Source organism: Rhodoferax sp. RT5P35 (assembly GCF_056521385.1).
Map to the genome: position 1 here is coordinate 36,493 of NZ_JBWMAX010000006.1, position 23,319 is coordinate 59,811.

Annotated in this window: 29 protein-coding genes; 11 read left to right on the top strand and 18 right to left on the bottom strand. The window is 62.0% G+C overall.

Annotated elements, in window-relative coordinates; genetic code table 11:
* The first annotated feature begins 115 nt into the window (after nucleotides 1–115).
* The 5 genes from AC097L_RS10775 (at nucleotide 116) to glcF (ending at nucleotide 4,928) form a co-directional block, all read left to right on the top strand.
* Nucleotides 116–604, top strand: a complete 489-nt coding sequence (locus AC097L_RS10775) for an Lrp/AsnC family transcriptional regulator (protein WP_479586371.1) — start codon at nucleotides 116–118, stop codon at nucleotides 602–604.
* A gap of 60 nt (nucleotides 605–664) precedes the next feature.
* Nucleotides 665–892, top strand: coding sequence for a hypothetical protein (locus AC097L_RS10780; protein WP_479586372.1), 228 nt, complete (start codon nucleotides 665–667; stop codon nucleotides 890–892).
* A gap of 228 nt (nucleotides 893–1,120) precedes the next feature.
* Nucleotides 1,121–2,614: an FAD-linked oxidase C-terminal domain-containing protein gene (locus tag AC097L_RS10785; RefSeq protein WP_479586373.1), complete on the top strand. Its 1,494-nt coding sequence runs from the start codon at nucleotides 1,121–1,123 to the stop codon at nucleotides 2,612–2,614.
* Entirely contained in the window at nucleotides 2,614–3,693 is a 1,080-nt protein-coding gene (gene glcE / locus AC097L_RS10790; RefSeq protein WP_479586374.1) for a glycolate oxidase subunit GlcE, read from the top strand. The genes AC097L_RS10785 and glcE overlap by 1 nt, the downstream gene beginning before the upstream one ends.
* Before the next feature lie 2 nt (nucleotides 3,694–3,695).
* Nucleotides 3,696–4,928: a glycolate oxidase subunit GlcF gene (gene glcF / locus AC097L_RS10795; protein WP_479586375.1), complete on the top strand. Its 1,233-nt coding sequence runs from the start codon at nucleotides 3,696–3,698 to the stop codon at nucleotides 4,926–4,928.
* Between the two features lie 53 nt (nucleotides 4,929–4,981).
* Here glcF and AC097L_RS10800 read toward each other — a convergent pair whose 3' ends face one another.
* The gene (locus tag AC097L_RS10800; protein WP_479586376.1) at nucleotides 4,982–5,386 is read right to left on the bottom strand and encodes an OsmC family protein; all 405 of its coding nucleotides are present in this window, start codon (nucleotides 5,384–5,386) and stop codon (nucleotides 4,982–4,984) included.
* A 168-nt stretch (nucleotides 5,387–5,554) separates the two neighbouring features.
* Here AC097L_RS10800 and rpoH point away from each other — a divergent pair, with 168 nt between their 5' ends.
* Nucleotides 5,555–6,496 (top strand): RNA polymerase sigma factor RpoH, encoded by a 942-nt coding sequence (rpoH, locus tag AC097L_RS10805; protein ID WP_295952440.1) that lies wholly within the window; start codon nucleotides 5,555–5,557, stop codon nucleotides 6,494–6,496.
* Between the two features lie 44 nt (nucleotides 6,497–6,540).
* Here rpoH and AC097L_RS10810 read toward each other — a convergent pair whose 3' ends face one another.
* From AC097L_RS10810 to AC097L_RS10835, 6 genes are read right to left on the bottom strand one after another with little or no spacing between them, the layout of a single operon-like run.
* On the bottom strand, nucleotides 6,541–7,152 hold the full coding sequence (locus tag AC097L_RS10810) for an SCO family protein (RefSeq protein WP_479586377.1): 612 nt from the start codon (nucleotides 7,150–7,152) through the stop codon (nucleotides 6,541–6,543).
* A 10-nt stretch (nucleotides 7,153–7,162) separates the two neighbouring features.
* Nucleotides 7,163–7,306 carry a hypothetical protein gene (locus AC097L_RS10815; RefSeq protein WP_479586378.1) on the bottom strand — a complete coding sequence of 48 codons (144 nt, stop codon included), beginning with the start codon at nucleotides 7,304–7,306 and terminating at the stop codon, nucleotides 7,163–7,165.
* 2 nt (nucleotides 7,307–7,308) lie between these two features.
* Complete coding sequence (gene cyoE / locus AC097L_RS10820) at nucleotides 7,309–8,220, bottom strand: heme o synthase (RefSeq protein WP_479586379.1); 912 nt, start codon at nucleotides 8,218–8,220, stop codon at nucleotides 7,309–7,311.
* Nucleotides 8,217–9,383, bottom strand: a complete 1,167-nt coding sequence (locus AC097L_RS10825; RefSeq protein WP_479586380.1) for a COX15/CtaA family protein — start codon at nucleotides 9,381–9,383, stop codon at nucleotides 8,217–8,219. The genes cyoE and AC097L_RS10825 overlap by 4 nt, the downstream gene beginning before the upstream one ends.
* Entirely contained in the window at nucleotides 9,383–10,108 is a 726-nt protein-coding gene (locus tag AC097L_RS10830; RefSeq protein ID WP_479586381.1) for a hypothetical protein, read from the bottom strand. The genes AC097L_RS10825 and AC097L_RS10830 overlap by 1 nt, the downstream gene beginning before the upstream one ends.
* Nucleotides 10,050–10,781, bottom strand: a complete 732-nt coding sequence (locus AC097L_RS10835) for an SURF1 family protein (RefSeq protein ID WP_479586382.1) — start codon at nucleotides 10,779–10,781, stop codon at nucleotides 10,050–10,052. Before AC097L_RS10835 ends, AC097L_RS10830 begins: the two co-directional genes overlap by 59 nt.
* Nucleotides 10,782–10,796: 15 nt before the next feature.
* On the opposite strand from AC097L_RS10835, the gene AC097L_RS10840 reads away from it, so the two are divergent.
* The gene (locus AC097L_RS10840) at nucleotides 10,797–11,030 is read left to right on the top strand and encodes a twin transmembrane helix small protein (RefSeq protein ID WP_295952424.1); all 234 of its coding nucleotides are present in this window, start codon (nucleotides 10,797–10,799) and stop codon (nucleotides 11,028–11,030) included.
* Between the two features lie 59 nt (nucleotides 11,031–11,089).
* On the opposite strand, the gene AC097L_RS10845 is transcribed toward AC097L_RS10840, so the two are convergent.
* The 8 genes from AC097L_RS10845 to AC097L_RS10880 all read right to left on the bottom strand — a co-directional run bounded on the left by AC097L_RS10845 (nucleotide 11,090) and on the right by AC097L_RS10880 (nucleotide 17,481).
* Nucleotides 11,090–11,971, bottom strand: coding sequence for a cytochrome c oxidase subunit 3 (locus AC097L_RS10845; protein ID WP_295952423.1), 882 nt, complete (start codon nucleotides 11,969–11,971; stop codon nucleotides 11,090–11,092).
* An 86-nt stretch (nucleotides 11,972–12,057) separates the two neighbouring features.
* Nucleotides 12,058–12,258 (bottom strand): DUF2970 domain-containing protein, encoded by a 201-nt coding sequence (locus tag AC097L_RS10850; RefSeq protein WP_479586383.1) that lies wholly within the window; start codon nucleotides 12,256–12,258, stop codon nucleotides 12,058–12,060.
* Nucleotides 12,255–12,875 carry a cytochrome c oxidase assembly protein gene (locus AC097L_RS10855; protein ID WP_479586384.1) on the bottom strand — a complete coding sequence of 207 codons (621 nt, stop codon included), beginning with the start codon at nucleotides 12,873–12,875 and terminating at the stop codon, nucleotides 12,255–12,257. Before AC097L_RS10855 ends, AC097L_RS10850 begins: the two co-directional genes overlap by 4 nt.
* A gap of 6 nt (nucleotides 12,876–12,881) precedes the next feature.
* A complete protein-coding gene (locus AC097L_RS10860; protein WP_479586385.1) occupies nucleotides 12,882–12,998 on the bottom strand; it encodes a cytochrome oxidase small assembly protein in 117 nt (38 codons plus the stop codon).
* A 2-nt stretch (nucleotides 12,999–13,000) separates the two neighbouring features.
* The gene (gene ctaD / locus AC097L_RS10865; RefSeq protein ID WP_479586386.1) at nucleotides 13,001–14,641 is read right to left on the bottom strand and encodes a cytochrome c oxidase subunit I; all 1,641 of its coding nucleotides are present in this window, start codon (nucleotides 14,639–14,641) and stop codon (nucleotides 13,001–13,003) included.
* A gap of 41 nt (nucleotides 14,642–14,682) precedes the next feature.
* Nucleotides 14,683–15,870, bottom strand: coding sequence for a cytochrome c oxidase subunit II (gene coxB / locus AC097L_RS10870; RefSeq protein ID WP_479586387.1), 1,188 nt, complete (start codon nucleotides 15,868–15,870; stop codon nucleotides 14,683–14,685).
* A 70-nt stretch (nucleotides 15,871–15,940) separates the two neighbouring features.
* Nucleotides 15,941–16,417, bottom strand: coding sequence for a DUF2244 domain-containing protein (locus tag AC097L_RS10875; RefSeq protein WP_479586388.1), 477 nt, complete (start codon nucleotides 16,415–16,417; stop codon nucleotides 15,941–15,943).
* Nucleotides 16,418–16,575: 158 nt separating this feature from the next.
* The gene (locus AC097L_RS10880) at nucleotides 16,576–17,481 is read right to left on the bottom strand and encodes a class I SAM-dependent methyltransferase (RefSeq protein ID WP_479586389.1); all 906 of its coding nucleotides are present in this window, start codon (nucleotides 17,479–17,481) and stop codon (nucleotides 16,576–16,578) included.
* A 27-nt stretch (nucleotides 17,482–17,508) separates the two neighbouring features.
* Between AC097L_RS10880 and AC097L_RS10885 the strand changes: the two genes are divergently transcribed.
* A complete protein-coding gene (locus AC097L_RS10885; protein ID WP_479586390.1) occupies nucleotides 17,509–18,210 on the top strand; it encodes a double zinc ribbon domain-containing protein in 702 nt (233 codons plus the stop codon).
* On the opposite strand, the gene ltaE is transcribed toward AC097L_RS10885, so the two are convergent.
* Together ltaE and AC097L_RS10895 are read right to left on the bottom strand one after the other, a co-directional pair.
* Nucleotides 18,207–19,229: a low-specificity L-threonine aldolase gene (ltaE, locus tag AC097L_RS10890; protein ID WP_479586391.1), complete on the bottom strand. Its 1,023-nt coding sequence runs from the start codon at nucleotides 19,227–19,229 to the stop codon at nucleotides 18,207–18,209. The genes AC097L_RS10885 and ltaE overlap by 4 nt on opposite strands.
* Before the next feature lie 78 nt (nucleotides 19,230–19,307).
* Entirely contained in the window at nucleotides 19,308–19,460 is a 153-nt protein-coding gene (locus AC097L_RS10895; protein ID WP_479586392.1) for a hypothetical protein, read from the bottom strand.
* Nucleotides 19,461–19,570: 110 nt separating this feature from the next.
* On the opposite strand from AC097L_RS10895, the gene AC097L_RS10900 reads away from it, so the two are divergent.
* Complete coding sequence (locus AC097L_RS10900) at nucleotides 19,571–20,032, top strand: tRNA (cytidine(34)-2'-O)-methyltransferase (RefSeq protein ID WP_479586393.1); 462 nt, start codon at nucleotides 19,571–19,573, stop codon at nucleotides 20,030–20,032.
* 138 nt (nucleotides 20,033–20,170) lie between these two features.
* On the opposite strand, the gene AC097L_RS10905 is transcribed toward AC097L_RS10900, so the two are convergent.
* Entirely contained in the window at nucleotides 20,171–20,797 is a 627-nt protein-coding gene (locus tag AC097L_RS10905; protein WP_479586394.1) for a ParA family protein, read from the bottom strand.
* 50 nt (nucleotides 20,798–20,847) lie between these two features.
* Between AC097L_RS10905 and kefF the strand changes: the two genes are divergently transcribed.
* Nucleotides 20,848–21,480, top strand: a complete 633-nt coding sequence (gene kefF / locus AC097L_RS10910) for a glutathione-regulated potassium-efflux system oxidoreductase KefF (protein ID WP_479586395.1) — start codon at nucleotides 20,848–20,850, stop codon at nucleotides 21,478–21,480.
* Nucleotides 21,481–21,486: 6 nt separating this feature from the next.
* Nucleotides 21,487–23,313, top strand: coding sequence for a glutathione-regulated potassium-efflux system protein KefC (gene kefC / locus AC097L_RS10915; protein ID WP_479586396.1), 1,827 nt, complete (start codon nucleotides 21,487–21,489; stop codon nucleotides 23,311–23,313).
* Nucleotides 23,314–23,319: the final 6 nt, after the last annotated feature.

Consider the following 23,319-nt stretch of genomic DNA (forward strand, 5'->3'; position numbering starts at 1 on the left):
AGTGTGCGGATATTAAGCCGATGCTCAACAACAAAGGTTTCAATATCTCCCGTTATTTGTAGTTTAATTTCTCAATCACAAATACAAGAAATTAAATTTCACATATATTTTATTTATGGAACAAATAGACCTTGATAGCACCGACCTGCGCCTGCTGCACCAGTTGCAGCTGGATGCGTCGTTGAGCAACCTGGCCCTGGCCGAGCGAGTGCATGTGTCCGCCCCCACCTGCCTGCGGCGGGTCAAGCGGCTGGTAGAAGCGGGGCTGATCGAGCGGCAGGTGGCTATTTTGAGTGCCGACAAATTTGCGGTGCTGCAGGGCCACGGCCTCACGGCCATTGTCGAGATCACGCTAGACCGGCAGGACGAGGAACGCCTGGCCGCCTTCGAGTTGCGGGTGGCAGCCGATGAAGCCGTGCAGCAGTGCTACCGCGTGTCGCCCGGGCCTGATTTCTGCCTGGTGGTGTTTGCGCACGACATGCCGGGCTACCTGGCGCTGGCGCAGCGGTTATTTACCAGCGATGCCAATGTGCGCAACGTGAAGGCATTTTTCAGCCTGAAGCGCAGCAAATTTGCACCGTTTGTGCCGGTGCTCCCGGCGTGACCTGGGGCTTTACAGCCTGTGGCCACAGAGTCAGCCTGTATGCATTTACATTACCGCACCATGACGCATTACAAAACGATTTACAAATGCAGCCAATGCGGTGCCACCAGTTACCAGCCCGTGATTGGCCGCGATGCCAGCGGCGCCCTCATGCCGACCGGTGTGTACCGCTGCACCGGCTGCCGGGTCACCTTCACCGATGCCAAAGACTGGTGGGGCCACCCTGGTGCCACCACCGCAGCACCCGTGCACACCAACCCGCATGCAGGCACCTCACCGGGTAGTTGATTGCTATACATTTAAGCCAAAATTTCAGGCATAAAAATAGCTACTAGCGCATATTAAATATACGCTAGTAGCTATTTTTTTAGGAGTAAAATTTTGTTATTGGCAGTGGAGCAAACATGGCCAAAGAATACGGGCCCCCCGACATTTCTGCAAACTTTGCCACCAGAAATTTCAATGCCATCGCGCGTCCGGGCTGCTTATAGTGCTTGATCTACTGCACGCCCCACGATGAACACCCCACCCCCTGAAGACCGCACCCCGCTACTGGCCCGCCGCGCCCAGGTCGCCAGCGCCCTGGCCGCCGCCCTGCCCCGCCACGCCATCCTGTCTCGCACCGAGGACACCACACCCTACGAGTGCGATGGCCTCACCGCCTACCGCGCCCAGCCGCTGGTAGTGGTGCTGCCCGAAACCGAGGCCCAGGTGGCGGCAGTGCTGCAGATCTGCCACCGCATGGGCGTGCCTGTGGTGGCCCGGGGCGCGGGCACCGGCCTGTCCGGCGGGGCTATGCCGCACACCCTGGGCGTGACGCTGTCGCTGGCCAAGTTCAACCGCATCCTGCAGGTAGACCCGCTGGCCTGCACCGCCACCGTGCAGTGCGGCGTGCGCAACCTGGCCATCAGCGAAGCGGCAGCGCCCCACGGCCTGTACTACGCCCCCGACCCCAGCAGCCAAATCGCCTGCACGATAGGCGGCAACGTGGCCGAAAACTCCGGTGGCGTGCACTGCCTGAAGTACGGCCTCACCCTGCACAACGTGCTGCGGGTGCGCGGCTTTACCGTGGAAGGCGAGGCGGTGGAATTCGGCTCGGAAGCGCTGGACGTGCCCGGCCTGGACCTGCTGCCGCTCATCATCGGCAGCGAGGGCATGCTGGCCGTGACTACCGAGGTGACCGTCAAACTCATCCCCAAACCGCAAATCGCCCGCTGCATCATGGCCAGCTTTGACACGGTAGAGGCCGCAGGCAACGCAGTGGCCAGCGTGATCGCTGCGGGCATCATCCCCGCCGGGCTGGAGCTGATGGACAAACGCATGACCGCCGCCGTAGAAGACTTTGTGCACGCCGGTTACGACCTGGATGCCGCCGCCATCCTGCTGTGCGAAAGCGACGGCACTTTGGCCGAGGTGGAAGAAGAAATTGCCCACATGCGCAGCGTGCTGGAGGCCAATGACGCGTCTGGCATCGCCATCAGCCGCGACGAGGCCCAGCGCCTGAAGTTTTGGAGCGGCCGCAAAAACGCCTTTCCAGCCTCGGGCCGCATCAGCCCCGACTACATGTGCATGGATTCCACCATTCCGCGCAAAAAGCTGGCCGAAATCTTGCGCGCCATCGAGGCCATGGAACAGCAGTACGGCCTGGCCTGCGCCAACGTGTTCCACGCGGGCGACGGCAACCTGCACCCGCTGATCCTGTTTGATGCCAATGACCCCGACCAGATGCACCGCTGCGAGCTGTTTGGCGCCGACATTCTGGAAACCAGCGTGCGCCTGGGCGGCACCGTCACCGGCGAGCACGGCGTGGGGGTGGAAAAGCTCAACTCCATGTGCGTGCAGTTCAGCGCGCCCGAGCGGGAGCAGATGTTTGCCGTCAAGCGCGCCTTCGACCCGGTAGAGCTGCTGAATCCCGGCAAGGTCATCCCCACGCTGCAGCGCTGCGCCGAATACGGCAAGCTCACCGTGCTGCGCGGCATGCTGCCCTTCCCCCACCTGCCCAGATTCTGATGAACGACCCCATCCTACAGCGCCTGATCGACCAGGTGCGCAGCACCCACAAGCCCTTGGCCATCCAGGGCGGCAACACCAAGCATTTTTATGGCGAGATATCCCGCGGCGAGGTGCTGGACATACGGCCTTTGAGCGGCATCAGCAGCTATGAGCCCAGCGAACTGGTCGTCACCGTCCGGGCAGGCACGCGCCTGGCCGAGCTGGAAGCCCGGCTGGCCGAGAAGGGCCAGTGCCTGCCCTTCGAGCCGCCCCGCTTCGGCCCTGATGGCACAGTCGGCGGCATGGTCGCTGCAGGCCTGTCCGGCCCGTCCCGCGCCAGCGTGGGCTGCGTGCGCGACTACGTGCTGGGCACCACGGTGTTGAACGGCCAGGGAGAGGTACTGAGCTTTGGCGGCCAAGTCATCAAGAACGTGGCGGGCTACGACGTGTCGCGCGCCATGGCCGGGTCGCTGGGCGTGCTGGGAGTCATCTGCGAGGTGTCGTTGAAGGTACTACCCATCGCCACGGCCACCGCCACGCGGATATTTGCCATGGACGAAGCCGCCGCTTTGAAACAACTCAACGCCTGGGCCGGCCAGCCGCTGCCCATCCACGCCAGCGCCTGGCACCACGGCCAGTTGCACCTGCGGCTGGCGGGTGCGCAGGCCGCCGTGAATGCGGCCTGCGCCACATTAGGCGGCACGATAGTGGAGCCCGAAATCGCCGTTAGTTGGTGGGACAGTGTGCGCGATCACCAGCATGCGTTTTTCCGCCTGGACAGCAACCACTTGGCCAAGGGCGAGCACCTGTGGCGCATCTCGGTGCCCGCCACCACCCCGCCGCTGGACCTGCCGGGCGTGCAGTGCATCGAATGGGGCGGGGCGCAGCGCTGGCTGCGCGGCCAGGCTACCGCCAAACAGGTCCGCGCAGCAGCGGTCAGGGCCGGTGGCCACGCCACTCTGTTCCATGCCGCCGCGCCACGGGCACAGATTTTTACCCCGCTGTCGGAGCCGCTGCAGCGCATCCACAAAGGCCTGAAAACCGCCTTCGACCCCCGGGGAATCTTCAACCCTGGCCGTATGTACCCCGGGCTATAAAAATGCAAACCACCTTATCGCCCGAGTTCAAGAACACCGCCGATGGCCAGGCCGCCGAGGCCATACTGCGCAAATGCGTGCACTGCGGCTTTTGCACCGCCACCTGCCCCACCTACCAGCTGCTGGGCGACGAGCTGGACGGCCCGCGGGGCCGCATCTACCTGATGAAACAGGTGTTGGAAGGGGCCGAGGTGACCCGCAGCACCCAGCAGCACCTGGACCGCTGCCTGACCTGCCGCAACTGCGAATCCACCTGCCCCAGCGGCGTGGAGTACGGCGCGCTGGTAGATATCGGGCGGCGCATCGTCGATGCCCGGGTAGAGCGCCCCACCCTGGAAAAGGCCGCCCGCTGGCTGCTCAAGGAGGGCCTGACTTCGCCGCTGTTTGCCCCGGCCATGAAGACGGGCCAGGCCCTGCGCCCGCTACTGCCCCCGGTGCTGAAGAAAAAAGTGCCTGCTGCCCAGCCCGTCAAGCCCTGGCCCACCCGCACCCATGCCCGCAAGGTGCTGATGCTGACCGGCTGCGTGCAACCGGTCATGATGCCCAACATCAACAGCGCCACCGCCCGCGTGCTGGACGCCGCCGGTATCCAGACCCTGGTGGCCGAAAAGGCCGGTTGTTGTGGCGCACTGCGCAGCCACTTGGGCGACCACGCCGGTGGTCTGGAGGACATGCGCCGCAACATCGACGCCTGGTGGCCGCTGCTGCAAACCCATAAGCCGGAGGCCATCGTAATGAACGCATCCGGCTGCGGCGTGATGGTCAAAGACTACGGCCACGCCCTGGCCGCCGACCCGGCCTACGCCCACAAGGCCACCTTGATCAGCGCGCTGACCCGCGACCTGAGCGAACTGCTACCCGATTTGGTAGAGGCCCTGCGTGACAAGGTGAAGGTCGGTGACGTCACCCAACTCGCCTTCCACCCGCCCTGCACCCTGCAACACGGCCAAAAGCTGCGCGGCGGGGTCGAGGCGCACTTAGGCGCGCTGGGCTTCAAGGTACAGATAGCCGGATCAGAAAGCCATTTGTGCTGCGGCTCGGCGGGCACCTACTCGGTGCTACAGCCCACGCTGGCATACCAGCTGCGCGACCGCAAGCTACAAAACCTGGAGCCGCTGGGCGCGCAAGTGATCGTCTCGGCCAACATTGGCTGCATCCAGCACCTGCAAAGCGGTACAGCCACGCCGGTACGGCACTGGGTGGAGGTGCTGGACGAAGCTATCGTTTCACACTAAATCGGCCTCTAGCGCATATTCTGCCTACGCTAGATGCTATAGAAACCGTAGTATCAATCCACCAGCGCCGTGGTGACGCTGATGTCGCCTTCTAGCACCCGGTGGATCGGGCATTTATTGGCGATCTCCAGCAGTTTGGCACGGTCTTCGGGCGTGATGTCGCCTTCAATGTGCAGGCTGCGCTGGAGCTGGTAGCGCACCCGTCCGTCTTCGGTTTTGCCTTCCACGTGGCTAATGTCCACCCGCAGGTCGGTCACGGCCAGCTTGCGGCGGCGGATGTACAGCTCCAGCGTCAGCACGGTGCAGGCGGCCAAGGCCGAATCCAGCAGGTCGTGCGGATCGGGGGCCAGGTCGTCCGAACCCAGGGTTTTATCGACATCGGCATGCCAGGCGTGGCGGCCGTTGGTGAGGGTGGTGAGTGCGCCTTGGGCGCGGTGCAGGCGGGCTTGGATGGGCATGGGGGAATTCTGGTAGGTGGATGGGTAGAGGCACTGTACAACCCACTATTGAACTTCGCGCCCCATCGCCACTCCTAGTAATTACCCGTATTGCAAGTGCAATAAAGCGCACTTAGCACTCGGACCCATAGAGTGCTAATATTGATGCTTAGAGAAAAGGAATCTGGTATGAACCTTCAAACTGGAACGATGTCTTCCGCGCTGGCAGCCCCCAATCCCTGGGCGATGGTGCCGCCGCTAGGCAACCTCGACGCATATATTTCGGCAGTCAACCGCATGCCCATGCTCACCCTGGAGCAAGAGCAGCAGTTTGCCCGCCAACTCAAGAACGACCACGACGTCGATGCAGCAGGGAAGCTGGTGATGTCCCACCTGCGCTTGGTCGTCTCCGTGGCCCGCCAGTACCTGGGCTACGGCCTGCCGCACGGCGACCTGATCCAGGAAGGCAACGTTGGCCTGATGAAGGCCGTGAAGCGCTTCGACCCCGACCAAGGCGTGCGTCTGGTCAGCTACGCGCTGCACTGGATCAAGGCCGAGATGCACGAGTACATCCTGAAAAACTGCCGCATGGTCAAGGTAGCCACCACCAAGGCGCAGCGCAAGCTGTTCTTTAATCTGCGGTCCATGAAGCAGGGTTTCAAGTCCGACTCGGCGGCTATGGATGGTGCCACCCACCGCGAGACCCTGAGCGAGTCTGAAATCGAGTCGATGGCGACCCAGCTCAAGGTCAAGCGCGAAGACGTGATCGAGATGGAAACCCGCCTGTCGGGTGGCGACGTGATGTTGGACCCCGGCCCGAGCGACGACGGCGAAGACAGCTACGGCCCGATCGCCTACCTGGCCGATACGCACCAGGAGCCCACCGCCCTGCTAGAAGCCCGCGACCGCGACTACCTGGCGGGCGACGGTATCCAAAGCGCCCTGGAAGGTCTGGACGAGCGCAGCCGTCGGATTGTGGAAGAGCGCTGGCTGAAAGTGGCCGACGATGGCTCCGGCGGTATGACGCTGCACGATCTGGCCGCGGTCTACGGTGTCAGCGCCGAGCGGATTCGCCAGATCGAAACGGCGGCCATGAAGAAGATGAAAAAGTCGCTGGCTGAATACGCCTGATCGTTGGATTGGCCCGGTAAAAAAAGGACCTCACGGTCCTTTTTTTACGCCTTCTGTTTCAGTAAAAGCTTCAAATCCCCAGCCAGCGCCGCCGCGCCGCCGCCGTAGCGGGCATACAGGCGCAAGCGGCCCTGGGTGTCGTACACATAGCTGCCCGCGGAGTGGTCCATGGTGTAGCTGGTAGGCGTGGGGCCGTCCACTTTTTTGTAGTACGCCTTATAGTCTTTGGCCACTTTGGCCAACTGCTCGGGTGTGGGGATCAACGCCAAAAACGTGGGATCGAAATTGGCCATGTAGGCCTTGAGCACCGCAGGTGTGTCGCGGGCCGGGTCTACCGTGACGAAGATACCTTGCAGCTTGTCGCCATCGGCACCCAGGGATTTTTTAACCTCGGCCAACTCGGCCATGGTGGTGGGGCATACGTCGGGACACTGGGTGTAGCCAAAAAACACCACCACCAGCTTGCCCGCGAAGTCTTTGATGCTGCGCGTCTGGCCGTTGTGGTCGGTGAGCTGGAAGTCTTTGGCGTAGTCGGCCCCGGTCAGGTCAATCGCAGCAAACTTGGGCGCAGGTTCAGAACAGGCAACGAATAGGCCGCTAACGCATACAGTACCTACGCCAGCAGCTATAAGTTTAAGAGCATTTCGTTTGTGCATAGTTAATTTCTTAACGCCCCAGCATGCGCAAGAACGCACCCCCGCCAGAGATGCCGTGGAACCGGCTTTGCCGGGCCACCAGCATCGCCCCCTGCAAGGGGGTTGGCGAAAAGCGCTTGCGCTGTAGCCTGGGGGTGAGAGCAGTTGCTTGCATGGTCAAAACAGGTAGTGGTCTACCAAGAGTGCGGCGAACAGCACGCTGAGGTGGATAAGCGAGAAGCGGAAGGTTTTGCGCGCCAGTGCATCCGAGTAGTTGCGCCACAGCGCAAAGCCGTAGCCGCAAAAGCCCAGGCTCAGCACCATGGCTACGGCCAAGTACAGCCAGGAGCTCATGCCGTAGATAAAAGGCATCAGACAGCCCGCGAACAGCACCAGGGTGTACAAAAACACCTGCAAACGGGTGAATTCGTTGCCGTGCGTCACCGGCAGCATGGGCAGGCCGGACTTGCGGTAGTCCTCCACCCGGTACAAGGCCAGCGCCCAGAAGTGCGGCGGGGTCCACAGGAAAATGATCAAAAACAGGATCAGCGCCTCGGGGCCGACGTTGTCGGTCATGGCGGCCCAGCCCAGCACCGGCGGCATGGCACCGGATGCCCCGCCGATGACGATGTTTTGCGGTGTCAAGGGCTTCAAAATCATGGTGTAAACCACGGCGTAGCCCACAAAGGTGGCAAAGGTCAGCCACATGGTTAGCGGGTTAATCCACACGTACAGCAGTACCGAGCCGGCCAGGCACAGCAGGGCTGAAAACAGCAAGGTTTGCCAGTCTTGCAGCTCGTTGCGGGCCGTGGGCCGCCACGAGGTGCGCTTCATGCGCGAGTCGATGCCCTTCTCCACCAGGCAGTTGAAGGCCGCCGCCGCGCCGGCCACCAGCCAGATACCCAGGCAGGCGATCAGCCCCCGGCGCACTTCATCCCAGGTGGGCACGCCGGGCACGGCCAGCACCATGCCGATCAGCGCGCAGAACACGATGAGCTGGATCACGCGCGGCTTGGTCAGCGCGTTGAACTGCCGCAGACGCGACGGCAGGCTGGTCACGGACGGGGCGGTGGATTCAACAACACTCATGCAGACAATCTCGATTCTTGAGGGGGAACAGCCAGTACGGCCACACTGGCCGTGCGCTTGGCCGTGCGCTGGGCGCAAACGGTCCAGGTCAGCACCACCACCAGTGCGGCGGCACCACCGGTATGGCCCACGGCGGCCAGCAGCGGCCAACCCAGCACCACGTTGCTCAGACCGGTAGCGAACTGTAGCAAGGTCAGCCCGGCCAGCCAGCGGGCCTGGCGACGCGTGGCTGGGCTGCGGTACAGGCACCAGGCCACCCATGCCAGCACCGCCAGCACCAAGTAGGCCATCAGGCGGTGGACGTAGTGGATGGCAGTCAGCCCCGCAAAACTCAGATAGCTACCGTCCTGCATCCGCCCCAGGGGCCGCCAGACTTCAAACGCGTGCTGAAAGTCCATCACGGGCCACCAGCTACCCTGGCACAGCGGGAAGGTATTGCAGGCCAGCACCGCGTAGTTGGTACTGACCCAACCGCCGAGCACGATCTGCGCCGCCAGCAGCACGCAGGCCAGGCCCAGCCCCACACGGGCCATACGGCCCACTGGCACAGAGCGTGCGCCGGTGAAGCCCACCGCTTGTGCGCACAGCAGGGCCAACAAGACCAGGCCGCCGACCAGATGCAAGGTGACGATGGCGGGAAACAGCTTCATGGTGACGGTCAGCGCGCCAAAAGCGCCCTGTACGCACACCCATACCAAGGTGAAGGTGGGCCACCAGGGGTTGATGGAGGCGTCTTTTCTGCCCATCCACCGATACCACCAGCTGGCGATGGCCAGGGTCAAAATCAGTACACCCACCGAGGTGGCCAGGTAGCGGTGAACCATTTCGACCCAGGCTTTGCCGTGGGTGACAGGGCCGGTAGGCATGGCGGTTTGCGCCTGGGTGATCTCGGCGATGGCCCCCAGCGGGCTGGCGTTGCCGTAGCAGCCTGGCCAGTCGGGGCAACCCAGGCCGGAGTCGGTCAGGCGGGTGAAGGCACCGAACAACACCAGGTCAAAGGTCAGGAACAAGGTCAGCACCGTAAGCGCCTGCAAGCGCCGGGCGGGAGAGGCATTTTTATTGCGCAGCCACAACCACAGCAAGGGGACGCACGCAATCAACAGGCCAGTCAGCATGACGCGGACGGCGGGCGACAGGTCGTACAAGGCTTGTGGGGTATCCATCAGCGCCCCGCTTCGTCCCAGGAGGCGGAGGCACGCAGCAGGCGGTCCAGATCCCGCTTGGCTTTGGAAGCGCCCTCCAGGTCCAACCCGGCGGGGAAACGCATCATCCAGTTGCCCATCGGGTCCACCACGTACAAATGCTCTTGCAGCAGATGGCCGACGGCGGGCGACAGCCATTGGGACAATTGCAGCTCGCCCACGCGCAACACGGTGGCACCCCTGAGCGCAGGGCGCAGAGCATCGGGAATGGGCGCATCATCGGTGACCAGCCAGACCCAATCGACGCGGTCTTTTTCCTTGCCCAGGGTTTCACGCAGCTGGCGCTGCAGGTACAAATGCTTTTGGCAGACTGCGTCGCAGGCTCCGCCCGCCGCACTGACCAGCAGCCACTGGCCCTTCAAGGCACGCAGATTACCGGGTTTACCGTCGATCGACATGGCGGCCTGGTCGGGCAGCGGTCGTTGCGGATCGATAAGTTCGCCCAAATTGCTCTGGCCTTGCGGGCGCACCACGTAGTAAGTGAAGTACGAAGCAATCACCGGCGCAGCGCAGGTCAGCAACACGGCCAGCATCTTCCAGCGGCCCACCACTGTGCGGCGGGCCGCACCCGCCACCGCTTCTTGGGGCGTGGGCAGGTTGTGGACAGTGAGCCCCAGCGGGTGGTCTTCAGGTAGGCCGTTTTTGGACCGGAAGGATGTAGCGTCGGACAATTTGGAACCAGACATAAAGGATTGCGATCAGGGCGCAGAGCCCAAACCATTGGAATGCGTAGCCATAGTGTTTTTCAACACCCAGATTGGCAGGCGGCCAGTCGCGCTGCATGCGGCCCTCGGCAGGGCCAGACTGCAGCACCGACAGAGGCAGCAGGGCCAGCCCGGTCTCGGCGCTAAAGTCAGCCAAATCAAGATTTTGCCGGATGGGGCCCGCCTCGACCCCTTTGAATGCATAAAGCTTGGACGGCGGCGGGGCCATCCGCCCCTGCACTTCGACCTCGCCCGCCGGACTCTCCACCACGGGCAAGACAGTGCGGTCCAAAAAGTTACGCGCCACCCATCCGCGCTGCACCAGGATGGCGGTATTGCTGCCCGCCAGCTTCAAGGGGGTGACGACATAAAACCCGGTCAGATCGTGCATCTGGCGGTTGTCCAGAAACACGGTGTTTTGGGGCACCCACTGGCCGCGCAGGCGCACCTGGCGGTGCAACAGATCATCGGCTTTGGCGGGTGCTGCCAACTCGGCCAGACCCACAGCGGGGCGCGTGTTTTGCGACTGGATCGCCGCGTACAAGGCCTCTTTCTGGGCGGCACGCGACAGCTGCCAGCGCCCCAGCGAGAAAGTGGCCGCCAGGCCTATCAAAGCCCCTGCGGTCAACAAGGCAAAACGCAGCTTCGGGCTCACAGGATAATACTGGGCATGACTTATCTCGCCCTTGTCGCTTTTGCGGCCATCTTCGCCAGCCTGGGCGCCGCCCTGTACTTCATGCTCAAAGGGGGCGGCAAAACCGAGGACGAGCAGGCGGCCAAATCCGGGCGTATGGCCAAAGCGCTGGCATTTCGTATCGGATTCTCAATAGTGCTGTTCATCTGCATCCTGGTGGGCTGGAAGTTGGGGTATCTACACCCGACGGGTATTTCGGCAGGCCAATAAATCACACCAACAAAAAAGCGCCGAGTGGCGCTTTTTTAGGTTTGGCGAAAGCAAGTCCATCAGGTCCAGTAGACGATGACGTATAGACCCAGCCACACCACGTCCACAAAGTGCCAATACCAAGCAGCACCCTCAAAGCCAAAATGCTTGGCAGGGGTGAAATGGCCCTTCATCAAACGCAAGGTGATGAACAGCAACATCAACATGCCCACAAATACGTGGAAGCCGTGGAAGCCGGTCAGCATAAAGAAGGTAGAGCCGTAGACACCCGAAGTGAGCTTGAGGTTCATTTCGCTGTAGGCGTGGGCATATTCGTAGCCCTGCACAAACAAAAACACCGTACCCAGCAACACCGTGGCCCACATGAAGGCAATGGTTTTGCCTCGCTCGCCCTTGACGAGTGCGTGGTGGGCAATGGTCAGGGTAACACCCGATGACAGCAGCAAACCGGTATTGATCGTCGGCAGCCAGAACGGGGTCATGGTCTGGAACGGTTCAATGATGTTGGCGGGCGATGCCGTCACGCCAGCGGCGATGCTGGGCCATACCGCTTTGAAGTCGGGCCAGAGCAAGGCATTGTCTAGGCTGCCCAAAGCCGGTACCGAATGGCCGCGCGCCCACCACAGGGCGGTGAAGAATGCGCCGAAGAACATCACCTCGGAGAAGATAAACCAGCTCATGCTCCATCGGTACGACAAATCGATCTTGTAGCTGTACAGGCCGCCTTCGCTCTCGTTTATGGCATCGCGGAACCACTGGAACAGCACGCCCCACCAGAACAGCATGCCGCAGGCCAACGAATACTTGCCCCATTCCTCGCCGTTGACCCACTGGCCCGCACCCAGAATGACAAAGAACAGACCCAATGCGGCCAGTGCCGGATGGCGCGACGGACCAGGTACAAAGTAGTACGGTGTTGCAGCGTGTGCAGTTGAACTCATGTCAGCTCCTTGCTCTCTCAATTCTTATTAAACACAACTTATGCAGCGCATAGCGCGGCATAAGTATTAGAAAAAACCAGGCAAATTTACTTTGCCACCACCCAATTCACCAAAATAACCAAACCCACCACGATCAACAGCACCGCCACCAAACCCACCGCAATCACATGCAAGGGGCTGATTTTGGCCAGATCATCCTCAAAACCGCTTTGCTTGCGGATACCGACAAAAGACCACGCAACCGCCTTGACAGTCTGCAGCAGGCTGGCTTTGCCAGACGCACTCATGACCCCTGCCCGGTTTCCAGATGTTTGCTAGCGTCGACAGTGGAAGTGGGCGCAGGGGGTGTTTTACCGCCCACTTCGAAGAAGGTATAAGACAAGGTGATGGTCGTCACATCTTTCGACAGCTTGGGATCGATCACAAAGGCTACCGGCCATTCTTTCTTTTCACCCGGATCCAGCGTGTACTGGTTGAAGCAAAAGCATTCCAGCTTATTGAAATGCGCTGCAGCCTGGCGGGGTGCATAGCTAGGAATCGCCTGCGCCGCCATACGCCGGTTTTGCGTATTTTGGAATTCGTACATCACTGTTGCCAGCTCACCGGGATGCACTTGCAACGAGCGCTTGGCGGGCTTGAATTCCCACGGGCCGCGCGCATTGGCATCGAACTCGACGGTGATGGTGCGGCTTAAGTCCACCTGCGTATTGGCAGGCAAGCTGACATTTTTACCCGCCGAACCTACGCCGGGCACCTGGCGCTCGGCGATCGACAGGATGTTGATGCCCGTCATCTCGCAAATGGCCTTGTACAGCGGCACCAGCGCATAGCCAAACGCAAACATGGCTATGGTGATGACGGCCAGCTTGCCGACCATTTTGAAATTTTCGTGGCGAACAGTCATGCAAGCTTAATGGTGGCTTTGCAGATACATCTTGGCGAAGAAGCCAATAAAAAACACCACGGCGATAGACGCAAGGATCAACCCGGTACGCAGGTTGCTTTTCTTTTGCTGGGGCGTCAACATGCTCAGCCGATCACGCGGGTGGCGGTGATGTCCAGTTTGGGCGGTGTCTCGAAGGTGTGGAACGGTGCAGGCGAAGGCACTTCCCATTCCAAACCTTCTGCAGCTTCCCAAGGCTTGGCAGAAGCTTTTTCACCCTTACCCATCATCGCAGGCAGCACGATGAAAAAGAAGAAGTAGATCTGCGCAAAGCCGAAGAAGAACGCGCCCACCGAGGCCACCGCATTGAAGTCGGCAAACTGCATGGGGTAGTCGGCGTAACGGCGTGGCATACCGGCCAGGCCCAAGAAATGCATAGGGAAGAAGGTGACGTTGAACGAAATCAGCGACCACCAGAAATGGATCTTGCCGCGGCGTTCGTTGTACATCACACCGGTCCACTTAGGGCACCAGTAGTAGAAACCGGCGAACATGGCGTAGAGCGAACCCGCTACCAACACGTAGTGGAAATGCGCCACCACGTAGTAGGTGTCTTGCAGCTGGATATCAATCGGTGCCACGGCCAAAATCAAACCGGTGAAGCCGCCCATAGTGAACACGAAAATAAAGCCTACCGCGAACAGCATCGGGGTTTCAAAAGTCATGGAGCCCTGCCACATGGTGGCGATCCAGTTGAAGATCTTCACAGCGGTCGGCACAGCGATCAGCATCGTGGCATACATGAAAAACAGCTGGCCCGTGACCGGCATACCCGTGGTGAACATGTGGTGCGCCCACACAATAAAGCTCAAAATCGCAATCGACGAGGTGGCGTACACCATGGAGGCGTAGCCAAACAGCTTCTTGCGGGCAAACGCGGGCACGATGTGGCTGATGATGCCGAAAGCCGGCAAGATCATGATGTACACCTCAGGGTGGCCGAAGAACCAGAAAATGTGCTGGTACATCACCGGGTCGCCACCGGCGGCCGGGTTGAAGAAGCTGGTACCAAAGTGGCGGTCGGTCAGCGTCATGGTGATGGCACCGGCCAACACAGGCATCACGGCGATCAGCAGGTAGGCGGTAATCAGCCAGGTCCAGCAGAACATCGGCATTTTCATCAGGGTCATGCCAGGGGCGCGCATGTTCAGAATGGTCACGATGATGTTGATCGAACCCATGATCGACGAAGCACCCAGGATGTGCATGGCAAAAATACCCGCATCCATCGACGGGCCCATTTGCAGCGTCAGCGGTGCGTACAGCGTCCAGCCTGCAGCAGGTGCGCCGCCGGGCATAAAGAACGAGCTGACCAGGGTGGCTGCCGCTGGAATCATCAGCCAGAAGCTGAAGTTATTCATGCGGGCAAAAGCCATATCGGACGCGCCGATTTGCAGCGGAATCATCCAGTTCGCAAAACCCACGAAGGCCGGCATGATGGCGCCGAACACCATGATCAGGCCGTGCATGGTGGTGAGCTGGTTAAACAGCTCCGGGTTCACAAACTGCAGGCCGGGCTGGAACAGTTCGGCGCGGATGATCAGCGCCAGAATGCCGCCAATCACCAGCATCGTGAAGCTGAACAGCAGGTACAGCGTGCCAATGTCTTTGTGGTTGGTGGCAAACACCCAGCGCCGCCAGCCGGTGGGAGCGTGGTGGTGGTCGTCATGACCGTGTTCGTCTTGAGCGTGATGACCGTGATCATGGGGATGGAGAACTGCACTCATCTTGGCTTTCCTTGGGAATCTTGTACGTTAACGAGTGCAGCTTATTTGCCGCGCTGGGCCTGGATGTCGGCGGGCTGTACCAGTTGGCCGGTCTTGTTAGACCAGTTGTTCTTGGTGTAGCTGATGACAGCGGCAATGTCGGTATCGCTAAGTTGCTTCCAGGATGGCATGGTGCCGTTGTTCTGGCCATTCAGCAGCACATGGATTTGCACGTTCTTGTCGGCATCCAGCACCTTGGGCGAACCGTCCAGCGGCTTGATAGGTCCACCACCCTTGCCATTGGCCTGGTGGCAGGCGGCGCAGTTGGATGCATAGACCTTCTCGCCGCGCTTCATGATGTCGTCCAGCGTCCATATCTTGGCAGGATCATCGGCCTTGGCGGCCATTTTCTTTTTCTCGCCATCAACCCAGGCGGAATAGTCTTCGGCCGACACCACTTTCACGTGGATAGGCATGTAGGCGTGCTCTTTGCCGCACAGCTCGGCACACTGGCCGTAGTAGCTGCCGATTTTTTCGGCACGGAACCAGGTGTCGCGCACAAAGCCGGGAATTGCATCCTGCTTGATACCGAAAGCAGGCACCATGAAGGCGTGGATAACGTCGTCAGCGGTGGTGATGATGCGGACCTTTTTGTTGACCGGCACGACCAGGGCGTTGTCTACCTTGAGCAGGTAGTCATCGACCGTTTCGCCCGCCTTGGGGCCGCCGTTGTTGGACATGGCGCGCTGGGTGCTGTCAAGCGTAGATACAAAGCCGATGCCCTCACCCTCGCCCTTGATGTAGTCGTAGCCCCATTTCCACTGCATGCCGGTGGCCTTGATGGTCAGGTCGGCGTTGGTGGTGTCTTTCATGGCCACCACCACCTTGGTGGCGGGCAAGGCCATCAGGATCACAATAACGAACGGAACAATGGTCCAAATGATCTCCACCGTGACCGACTCGTGGAAGTTGGCGGCCTTGTAGCCCTTGGACTTGCGGTGCTTCCAGATGGAATAAAACATCACCCCAAACACCGCGATGAAGATCACGGTGCAAACGATCAACATGAACCAGTGCAGCCACTGCTGCTCTCTTGCAATATTGGTCACGGCCGGTGCCAGATTGGTCTGCAGCACCGCAGGCCCGCCGGGCAGATCATTGACCGCGTAAGCAGCGCTGCTGAGCCACGCGCCCGCCCAAACGCCGAGCGTGGGGAGCAGTGAAGCCAACTTATTAGGAATCATCTTCATCGTTTTCACTTATTCAACACCTCAATTGAACCAATCTTGTTGCGCCAGCATCTGCCCCAGGGGGCCTGTCTCATGCGCTACGCAACGCCATCCGGATTTCCCGTGCCAGAGCCGACCGTAGCTCCGGGCTCACATACCGCCCCACTTCCACCGAACGCCCCTGGCCCGACACCTCGATCAAGGACCGGTCCCCCGTTTTGGGCTCGATACGGACCCATTCACGGCGAAACTCTGCCCGCTCCAACCGACCTGCGTTCTCCAGCTCGACCACCAGCTGCGAGCCTTGCAGCGAAATTCTTTCGCCGTCGGTCGCGTGCCGGGAGTACACCAAAAATGCCGCCCCCACCGCCGCCAGCTCCAGCCAGGCAAACGGCAGCACCAGCTTGGCACCCTGCACCCAAAAAAACGTCGCAATGCCCATGGACACCACACAGATTGATGCGTACATCCAGCCCAACTGGGCCGGTGTGACCGAACAGTTGCGCTTCAGGAACCAGTGGATGTTCTGGCCCGAAACTGTGGCGAAGCGAAATACCAAGTTCGGCACGTTTGGCACTCACAAAAATGAGGCAGATGCCACGGCGGACGTGCCGTTTATGGGTCTGCCTAGATGCGTGGGAAGATGCCCGAATTCATTTTTCTTCGTGTGAATTGTAGCCTTGCTTTCCAGGGCCGAGCCCGGTGGGGGCCTTGAAACTCCCCCTGTCAAACCCCATGTCCTTTGCCCTGGTGCAGCATGTCGCGCATGTCGCGCAGCGAAACCGCGCTGTGGGCACTGACCCGCAGCTTTGGCTTGGGCTTGAGGGCATGGCCATAAATCAGCTCAAAGGTCAGCGGCAAACGGCCATTTTCAGCCGCGTCGGCCAGTTGCAAGGCCAGTTCACGCTCCAGTTTTTCACGCCATTGCCGCCCGCGCAGGCCGGTAAAACGCTGAGGATGCAGGTTGCGCCCCACCTCGCGCAGCTCTTGCAGCAGGCGCGCCGGGCTCTCGTAGGTCAGGCGGATTCGCTCCATGTCCATCACCGGTTCGGCAAACCCGGCGTGCACCAGCATGTCGCCCCAGTCGTGCATGTCGGTGAACTGGTGTCCGGGCAAGGGCCAGCCCAGGGCACTGTAGACGCTGCGCAGCTCTTGCACCGTGTCTGGCCCCAGGCACGAAAACATCACAAAGCCATCCACCGCCAACGCCCGATGCCATTGGGCGATCAGCGCCTGCGGGTCGGCGGCCGAATGCAACACCATATTGGCCCACAGCATCTGCACGCTACCGTCTGGCGGCAAGCCGATTTGCTGCGCCGGAGCCCGCCAGCCACTGGGCTTCCACCACGGCTTTGCTACAGATTGAATAGCTGCCTGCGCTTGTTCTGCATGCGCTTCGACCACAAAACAGGATGAATTCGGGTACCGCTCGGTCAGCTTGGCATGGGCCTGCAGGCCGCCGCGCGTGGGCTCCCAGTGGGCCCAAGCCTCGGGTTGCAGCTTGATCCACTGCAGGCGGTCTTCCATGCGCCGGGCGACTTCTTCGTGCAGCCAGGGGGATTGGGCCGTGCGTAGCTGCGCCCAGCGGGCGGCGGCGGCGGGGTCGATAGTGGGGGGGAGTTGGGTCGTCATACGATAAGCAACGAGTATATTGAGGCGATGTTTCGCGCGCTTTTTCACCGGGTGACAACCCTGCTCCCCAGCCAGTGTGCTGTGTGCCGCGCCTGGCCGAGCCAGCCCGTGTGCGGGGCCTGCGTGGCGCGCTTTGCCCAGCCGGTGCCGCGCTGCCGTGCCTGCGCCCTCCCGGTACCCGAGGGCGTGGCGCGGTGCGGTGCCTGCATCCTGCATCCACCCGCGCTGGATGCCTGCCTGGCGGCGGTGGCCTATGCCTACCCGTGGTCGATGTGCATTGCCCAGTTCAAATTCAACCAGCAGGTGGGCTGGGCGGGCACCCTGGCAGACTTGCTGCGCCACAGCCCCTGGGTGGAACCTGCCCTGGAGCAGTGCGATAGCGTGCTGCCCATGCCTTTGTCGTCTCAGCGCCTGCGCGAGCGCGGCTTCAACCAGGCGCTGGAGCTGGCCCGCCACCTGGCCCCGCATAAAACCCGGACGCAGCTGCTGCTGCGCACCCGCCACACCGCGCCCCAGCCCACTCTAAATCGGGCCGAGCGCTTGCGCAATGTGCGGGGTGCGTTTGCGCTGGAGCCGCTGCGGGCCGATGCCCTGCGCGGCCAGCGCGTGGTACTGGTGGACGACGTGATGACCAGCGGCGCGTCGCTATTTGCCGCAGCAGCCGTGCTGAAACAGGCTGGGGCCGTGCACGTCACCGGGCTGGTGGTGGCCAGAACGCCAGTGGATTAAAACGCCCGAATCACCTCGGCCACGCGCCGCACATCGGCCTCACTGACATCCAGGTGCGTTACCAGGCGCAGCTTGTAGAGGCCAATCGCCTGCACCTGGTGGGCCTGCAAGTGCGCCACCAGGGCCTCTGCCCGCTCGGGAGTGGTCTGCAAAAACACCATATTGGTGGGGCCCGCCTCCACCTGCAGGCCCGGCATGTCGGCCAACAAAGCCGCCAGCAGCCGGGCGTTGGCATGGTCGTCGGCCAGGCGTGCCACGTGGTGCTCCAGCGCATACAGGCCCGCCGCAGCCAGCACTCCGGCCTGGCGCATGCCGCCGCCCAGCATCTTGCGCCAGCGGCGGGCCTGGACGATGAAGTCCATGGCACCCAGCAAGACCGAGCCAACCGGCGCACCCAGCCCTTTGCTCAGGCAGATGCTGACCGAGTCAAACCCCGCCACCAGGCGCCGCTCGGCCTGCGCCAAACCCTCGCCCGCGTGCTGCGAGGCCACCACGGCGTTGAAAAACCGCGCCCCGTCCAGGTGGCACTGCAGGCCCCGGCTGTGGGCCAGCGCCACCGCCGCCTGCACGTAATCCTGCGGCAGCACCTTGCCGCCGATGGTGTTTTCCAGCGCCAGCAGACGGGTGCGGGCATGGTGAAAGTCATCCGGTTTGATGGCCGCGGCAATGCGCTCCAGCGGCAGGCTGCCGTCGCTGGCGTGGTCTAGCGGCTGGGATTGCACGCTGCCCAGCACCGCCGCGCCGCCCGCCTCCCATTTGTAGCAATGCGCCTCCTGGCCGACGATAAATTCGTCGCCGCGCTGGCAATGGGCCATCAACGCCAGCAAATTGCTTTGGGTGCCGGTGGGGCAGAACAGCCCGGCCTCGAAACCCAGGCGCTCGGCCAGCGTAGCCTGCAGCAGGTTCACGGTCGGGTCGTCGCCAAACACGTCGTCGCCCAGCGGCGCGCGGGCCATGGCGGCCTGCATGCCAGAGGTGGGACGGGTCACGGTATCGCTGCGTAGATCGATGATTTTCATACAAGCACACGAAGTAGAAACAGGCGCTATTAAAGCCTGCTTCACGCCATCCGGCTACTGCCGAAGTAGATAGCCAATTCAGGGTGCCGGCCCGGGCGTATCGTCGCCCGGAACTAATGGGGTAATAGGCTGCGGCACGCCGGCATCGGGCTCAACCGGCATCGCGCCAGGCTCAGGGCCGTCGGGCACATCCTCGTGCGGCTGGGGTGGTTTGTGGGTAGTGATGTACACGGCGACTCCTCGAAATTGGTTTCTCATCTTGCTCCGTGCAGTGGCACATGGCGTACAGACTAAGCCGCGTCGACAGGTGGGCGTCGCCCTACAACGGATAATCCAGCCCTATGTTTAACATCGTCCTGGTCGAACCCGAAATCCCGCCGAACACCGGCAACGTCATCCGCCTGGCGGCCAACACGGGCTGCAACTTGCACCTGGTTGAGCCGCTGGGTTTCTCGATGGACGATAAGCACATGCGCAGGGCTGGCCTCGATTACCACGAGTACGCCACCCTCACCCGCCACGCCGACTGGCCGAGTTTTCTGGCCACCGCCCAGCCCGACCCACAGCGCCTGTTTGCCCTGACCACGCGCGGCACCGGCAGCGTGCACGGCACGGCATTTGCCTCCGGCGACTGGCTGGTGTTTGGCTCGGAAACCAAGGGCCTGGCCGACAGCGTGCGCGCCGCCTTCGCCCCGCTGCAGTGTTTGAAGCTGCCCATGCGCCCCGGCCAGCGCAGCCTGAACCTGTCCAACGCCGTGGCCGTGACGGTATTTGAGGCCTGGCGGCAGTGCGGCTTTGGATAAGCGGCTCACCCCCAGGCTTCAGTGCTACGCATCTTTCGCCACCCCCCTTGCAGGGGGCGATGCCAGTGGCCCGGCAAAGCCGGTTCCGCGGCACCTCTGGGTTGCAGGCGTTCTCGTTGAGGCGAATGTAGTGAAAATTTACGCGTCTAGCCACTCGGCTAGCGGAGCCCATTGCTCCAGGTCTTTTTCAACCCGGCTCGGGGCCACGTCAAACAAAGTGAGCCCGCCTGCAGCCAGGTGGACGTAGTTTTGCGTGTCGCGCAGGTTGGTGATCACCGGCACCTCCAGCCCGTCCAGGTATTCGCGCAGGCGGTCGGCGGCAAAGGTGCGCTCGTCCACCCGCATACCGACCAGGCCAACCTGCATCTTGTCGATGCGGCGGTGCTCGGCTAGACGGTCCAGAAATTTGCGCGTGGCAAAGATATCGAACACGCTGGGCTGCAGCGGCACCACGATCTTGTCGGCCAGGCGCATCACATCCTTGAAGCGCTTGCCGTCCAGCCCGCCGGGCGTATCCAGCACTACCACGTTGCCTGCTTTGCCACCCTTGGGTGGCTTGGCGATGTCGTCCGCGTCCACGTCCCAGGCCTGGATGGGGTTGGCCGTTGCCGGGCGCAGGCCCAGCCACAAGTGGGACGACTGCTGCGGGTCGGCATCGCCCAACAACACGGTATGCCCCTGCGAGGCGTAATAGCCTGCAATCTGGGTAGACAGCGTGGACTTGCCGACTCCGCCTTTGGGACTGGCAACAACAACGATGGGCATAAATGGCTCCTAGTAGGGGGAAACGCGTAATTCTTTGCTATGTTAGCGGCATGCACGATCCCAGCGCCGCGACCCCACCGCCCCCCACACCACCAAAGATCTACCTGCTCGCCGCCCACCCTAACTGGCGCGCCTCGCGCGTCAACCAGCGCCTGCTGGCGGCTGCCCGCAGCTTGGCAGACGGCAACCCGCAGCTCGACGTGCAAGACCTGTACGCCAACTACCCCGACTACGCCATCGATGTGGCCGCCGAGCAGGCCCGCATGGAAGCCGCCGACCTGCTGGTGCTGGTGCACCCCATCCAGTGGTATTCGATGCCCGCCCTGCAAAAACTGTGGATGGACGAGGTGCTGACCTATGGCTGGGCCTTTGGCGCGGTGTCGGCCGAGACCGAGGAAGCCGCCCCTACTGGCGCGCCCGGCACCGCCCTGCGCGGCAAGGCTCTGTGGCTGGTGGTGACCACCGGCGGACAAGAAGACTCGTACCACCCCGACAGTTACAACCGCTACCCGTTCGATGCGTTCTTGCCGCCCTATGCCCAGACCGCCGCCCTGTGCGGCATGCGCTTTTTGCCGCCGCTGGTGCTGCACGGTGCCCACAGCGCGGGCAAACAAGAGGTGCTGGACCACATCGCCCTGTTCAGCCAACGGCTGCAAACCTATCCCCACTGGACCACACCGTAAAAACGCATGGAACACGCACCCTCCTGGCTGATCAACAGTTTCATCTACCTGAGCGCCGCCGTCATCGCCGTGCCGCTGAGCAAAGCCCTGGGCCTGGGCTCCATCATTGGCTACCTGGCAGCAGGCATCGCCATCGGCCCCTGGGGCCTGGGCCTGGTCACCGAGGTCCAAGACATCCTGCATTTCGCTGAATTCGGTGTGGTGTTGATGCTGTTTTTGATCGGCCTGGAACTGGAGCCCAAGCGCCTATGGAGCCTGCGCCACCCGATCTTTGGCTGGGGCACGGCCCAGGTGGTGGGCTGCGCGGTGGTGATTCTGCTGGGGGCCATGGCCGCGGGCGTGCCGTGGCGGATTGCGCTGGTGGCGGCGCTGGGCCTGGCCTTGTCCAGCACGGCGATCGCACTGCAGGTGTTTGGCGAGCGCAACCTGCTGCCCACGCGCAGCGGGCAGGCGGGGTTTTCCATTCTTTTGTTCCAGGACGTGGCGGCCATTCCTATTTTGGCGCTGCTACCCATGCTGGGCAGTATTTCTGAACAAAATGAGGCTCTAGCGCAGACAGCACCTGCACTACAAGCTCTTAAAACCATAGCAGTTATTGCGGGCATTGTGCTCGGCGGGCGTTTGCTGTTGCGGCCACTGTTCCGCTGGATTGCGCGCTCCAAAACGCCTGAGATCTTCACCGCCGCGTCTTTACTGCTGGTGGTGGGTATCGCCTCGCTGATGCTGTCGGTGGGCTTGTCGATGGCGCTGGGGGCCTTTTTGGCCGGGGTTCTGCTGGCCGAGAGCGAGTACCGCCGCGAGCTGGAGACCGACATCGAGCCCTTCAAAGGCCTGCTGCTGGGCCTGTTCTTCATCGCCGTGGGCATGAGCGTGGACTTTGGCGTGCTGCGCCAGTCGCCGGGCTTGATGGCGCTGACCGTGGCAGGCTTTTTACTCGCCAAGCTGCTGGTCATCTACACCATTGCCAAATGCATGGGCGTGCCCTTCCAGGAGCGACCGGTGTTTACCGTGCTGCTGGCGCAGGGCGGTGAATTTGCGTTCGTGGTGTTCCAGACCGCTACGGCGGCGCATATTTTTTCCAACCAGACATCGTCGCTGCTGATTGGTTCGGTCGCGGTGTCGATGCTGGTCAGCCCGATGTTGCTGCTGTCCATCGACAAACTGCTGCTGCCCCGGCTGGCGCAGCGCGGCGGCAAACAGCTGGAAGAAATTGCCGAGCAGCAGGAAGCGCCCATCATCATTGCCGGCTTTGGCCGCTACGGCCAGATCGTGGGCCGCACGCTGCAGGCGCAGGGACTGCGCGCCACGGTGCTAGACCACGATGCCGACATGGTGGAGACCATCCGCCAGTTTGGCTTTCGCGTGTTTTACGGCGATGCCACCCGGCTGGACCTGCTGCGCCTGTCAGGCGCTGCGACCGCCAAAGTTCTGGTGGTGGCGGTAGACGACAAAGCGCAAAGCCTGAAGATTGTGGATATTGCGCGAGAGCACTTCCCGAACCTGGAGATCGTGGCCCGCGCCCGCGATGTGCCCCACTGGAACGCCTTGCGCGACCGCGGCGTGCTTCGGGTGGAGCGCGAACTGTTCGAGTCCAGCCTGCGCAGCGCCCGCTCGGTGCTGGAGATTCTGGGCTACCCGCCCCACGAAGCGCGGCAACAGGCCATGCGCTTTCGCCAGCACAACATTGCCTTGTTTGAGCAGATGTACCCGCACCGCAAAGACCGCGCCAAGCTCATTGCCGTGGCCACCGAAGGCCGCCAACAGCTGGAAGAGCAAATGGCCCAGGAGCGCGCGCAGCAGGCGCAGCGGCGCCCCAAGGGCTGGGGGAAATAAGCGAAA

Bases quoted from the DNA above. Each gene is read 5' to 3' on its own strand.
- ltaE (WP_479586391.1), bottom strand. From the start codon at position 19,229: ATGAAAATCATCGATCTACGCAGCGATACCGTGACCCGTCCCACCTCT.
- AC097L_RS10860 (WP_479586385.1), bottom strand. From the start codon at position 12,998: ATGTTGACGCCCCAGCAAAAGAAAAGCAACCTGCGTACCGGGTTGATC.
- AC097L_RS10900 (WP_479586393.1), top strand. From the start codon at position 19,571: ATGTTTAACATCGTCCTGGTCGAACCCGAAATCCCGCCGAACACCGGC.
- AC097L_RS10830 (WP_479586381.1), bottom strand. From the start codon at position 10,108: ATGTCTGGTTCCAAATTGTCCGACGCTACATCCTTCCGGTCCAAAAAC.
- AC097L_RS10840 (WP_295952424.1), top strand. From the start codon at position 10,797: ATGACTTATCTCGCCCTTGTCGCTTTTGCGGCCATCTTCGCCAGCCTG.
- AC097L_RS10855 (WP_479586384.1), bottom strand. From the start codon at position 12,875: ATGACTGTTCGCCACGAAAATTTCAAAATGGTCGGCAAGCTGGCCGTC.
- AC097L_RS10775 (WP_479586371.1), top strand. From the start codon at position 116: ATGGAACAAATAGACCTTGATAGCACCGACCTGCGCCTGCTGCACCAG.
- glcF (WP_479586375.1), top strand. From the start codon at position 3,696: ATGCAAACCACCTTATCGCCCGAGTTCAAGAACACCGCCGATGGCCAG.
- AC097L_RS10815 (WP_479586378.1), bottom strand. From the start codon at position 7,306: ATGCAAGCAACTGCTCTCACCCCCAGGCTACAGCGCAAGCGCTTTTCG.
- glcE (WP_479586374.1), top strand. From the start codon at position 2,614: ATGAACGACCCCATCCTACAGCGCCTGATCGACCAGGTGCGCAGCACC.
- AC097L_RS10905 (WP_479586394.1), bottom strand. From the start codon at position 20,797: ATGCCCATCGTTGTTGTTGCCAGTCCCAAAGGCGGAGTCGGCAAGTCC.
- cyoE (WP_479586379.1), bottom strand. From the start codon at position 8,220: ATGAGTGTTGTTGAATCCACCGCCCCGTCCGTGACCAGCCTGCCGTCG.
- AC097L_RS10880 (WP_479586389.1), bottom strand. From the start codon at position 17,481: ATGACGACCCAACTCCCCCCCACTATCGACCCCGCCGCCGCCGCCCGC.
- kefF (WP_479586395.1), top strand. From the start codon at position 20,848: ATGCACGATCCCAGCGCCGCGACCCCACCGCCCCCCACACCACCAAAG.
- AC097L_RS10885 (WP_479586390.1), top strand. From the start codon at position 17,509: ATGTTTCGCGCGCTTTTTCACCGGGTGACAACCCTGCTCCCCAGCCAG.
- AC097L_RS10850 (WP_479586383.1), bottom strand. From the start codon at position 12,258: ATGAGTGCGTCTGGCAAAGCCAGCCTGCTGCAGACTGTCAAGGCGGTT.
- AC097L_RS10780 (WP_479586372.1), top strand. From the start codon at position 665: ATGACGCATTACAAAACGATTTACAAATGCAGCCAATGCGGTGCCACC.
- AC097L_RS10825 (WP_479586380.1), bottom strand. From the start codon at position 9,383: ATGGATACCCCACAAGCCTTGTACGACCTGTCGCCCGCCGTCCGCGTC.
- ctaD (WP_479586386.1), bottom strand. From the start codon at position 14,641: ATGAGTGCAGTTCTCCATCCCCATGATCACGGTCATCACGCTCAAGAC.
- kefC (WP_479586396.1), top strand. From the start codon at position 21,487: ATGGAACACGCACCCTCCTGGCTGATCAACAGTTTCATCTACCTGAGC.
- AC097L_RS10800 (WP_479586376.1), bottom strand. From the start codon at position 5,386: ATGCCCATCCAAGCCCGCCTGCACCGCGCCCAAGGCGCACTCACCACC.
- AC097L_RS10810 (WP_479586377.1), bottom strand. From the start codon at position 7,152: ATGCACAAACGAAATGCTCTTAAACTTATAGCTGCTGGCGTAGGTACT.
- AC097L_RS10785 (WP_479586373.1), top strand. From the start codon at position 1,121: ATGAACACCCCACCCCCTGAAGACCGCACCCCGCTACTGGCCCGCCGC.
- coxB (WP_479586387.1), bottom strand. From the start codon at position 15,870: ATGAAGATGATTCCTAATAAGTTGGCTTCACTGCTCCCCACGCTCGGC.
- AC097L_RS10845 (WP_295952423.1), bottom strand. From the start codon at position 11,971: ATGAGTTCAACTGCACACGCTGCAACACCGTACTACTTTGTACCTGGT.
- rpoH (WP_295952440.1), top strand. From the start codon at position 5,555: ATGAACCTTCAAACTGGAACGATGTCTTCCGCGCTGGCAGCCCCCAAT.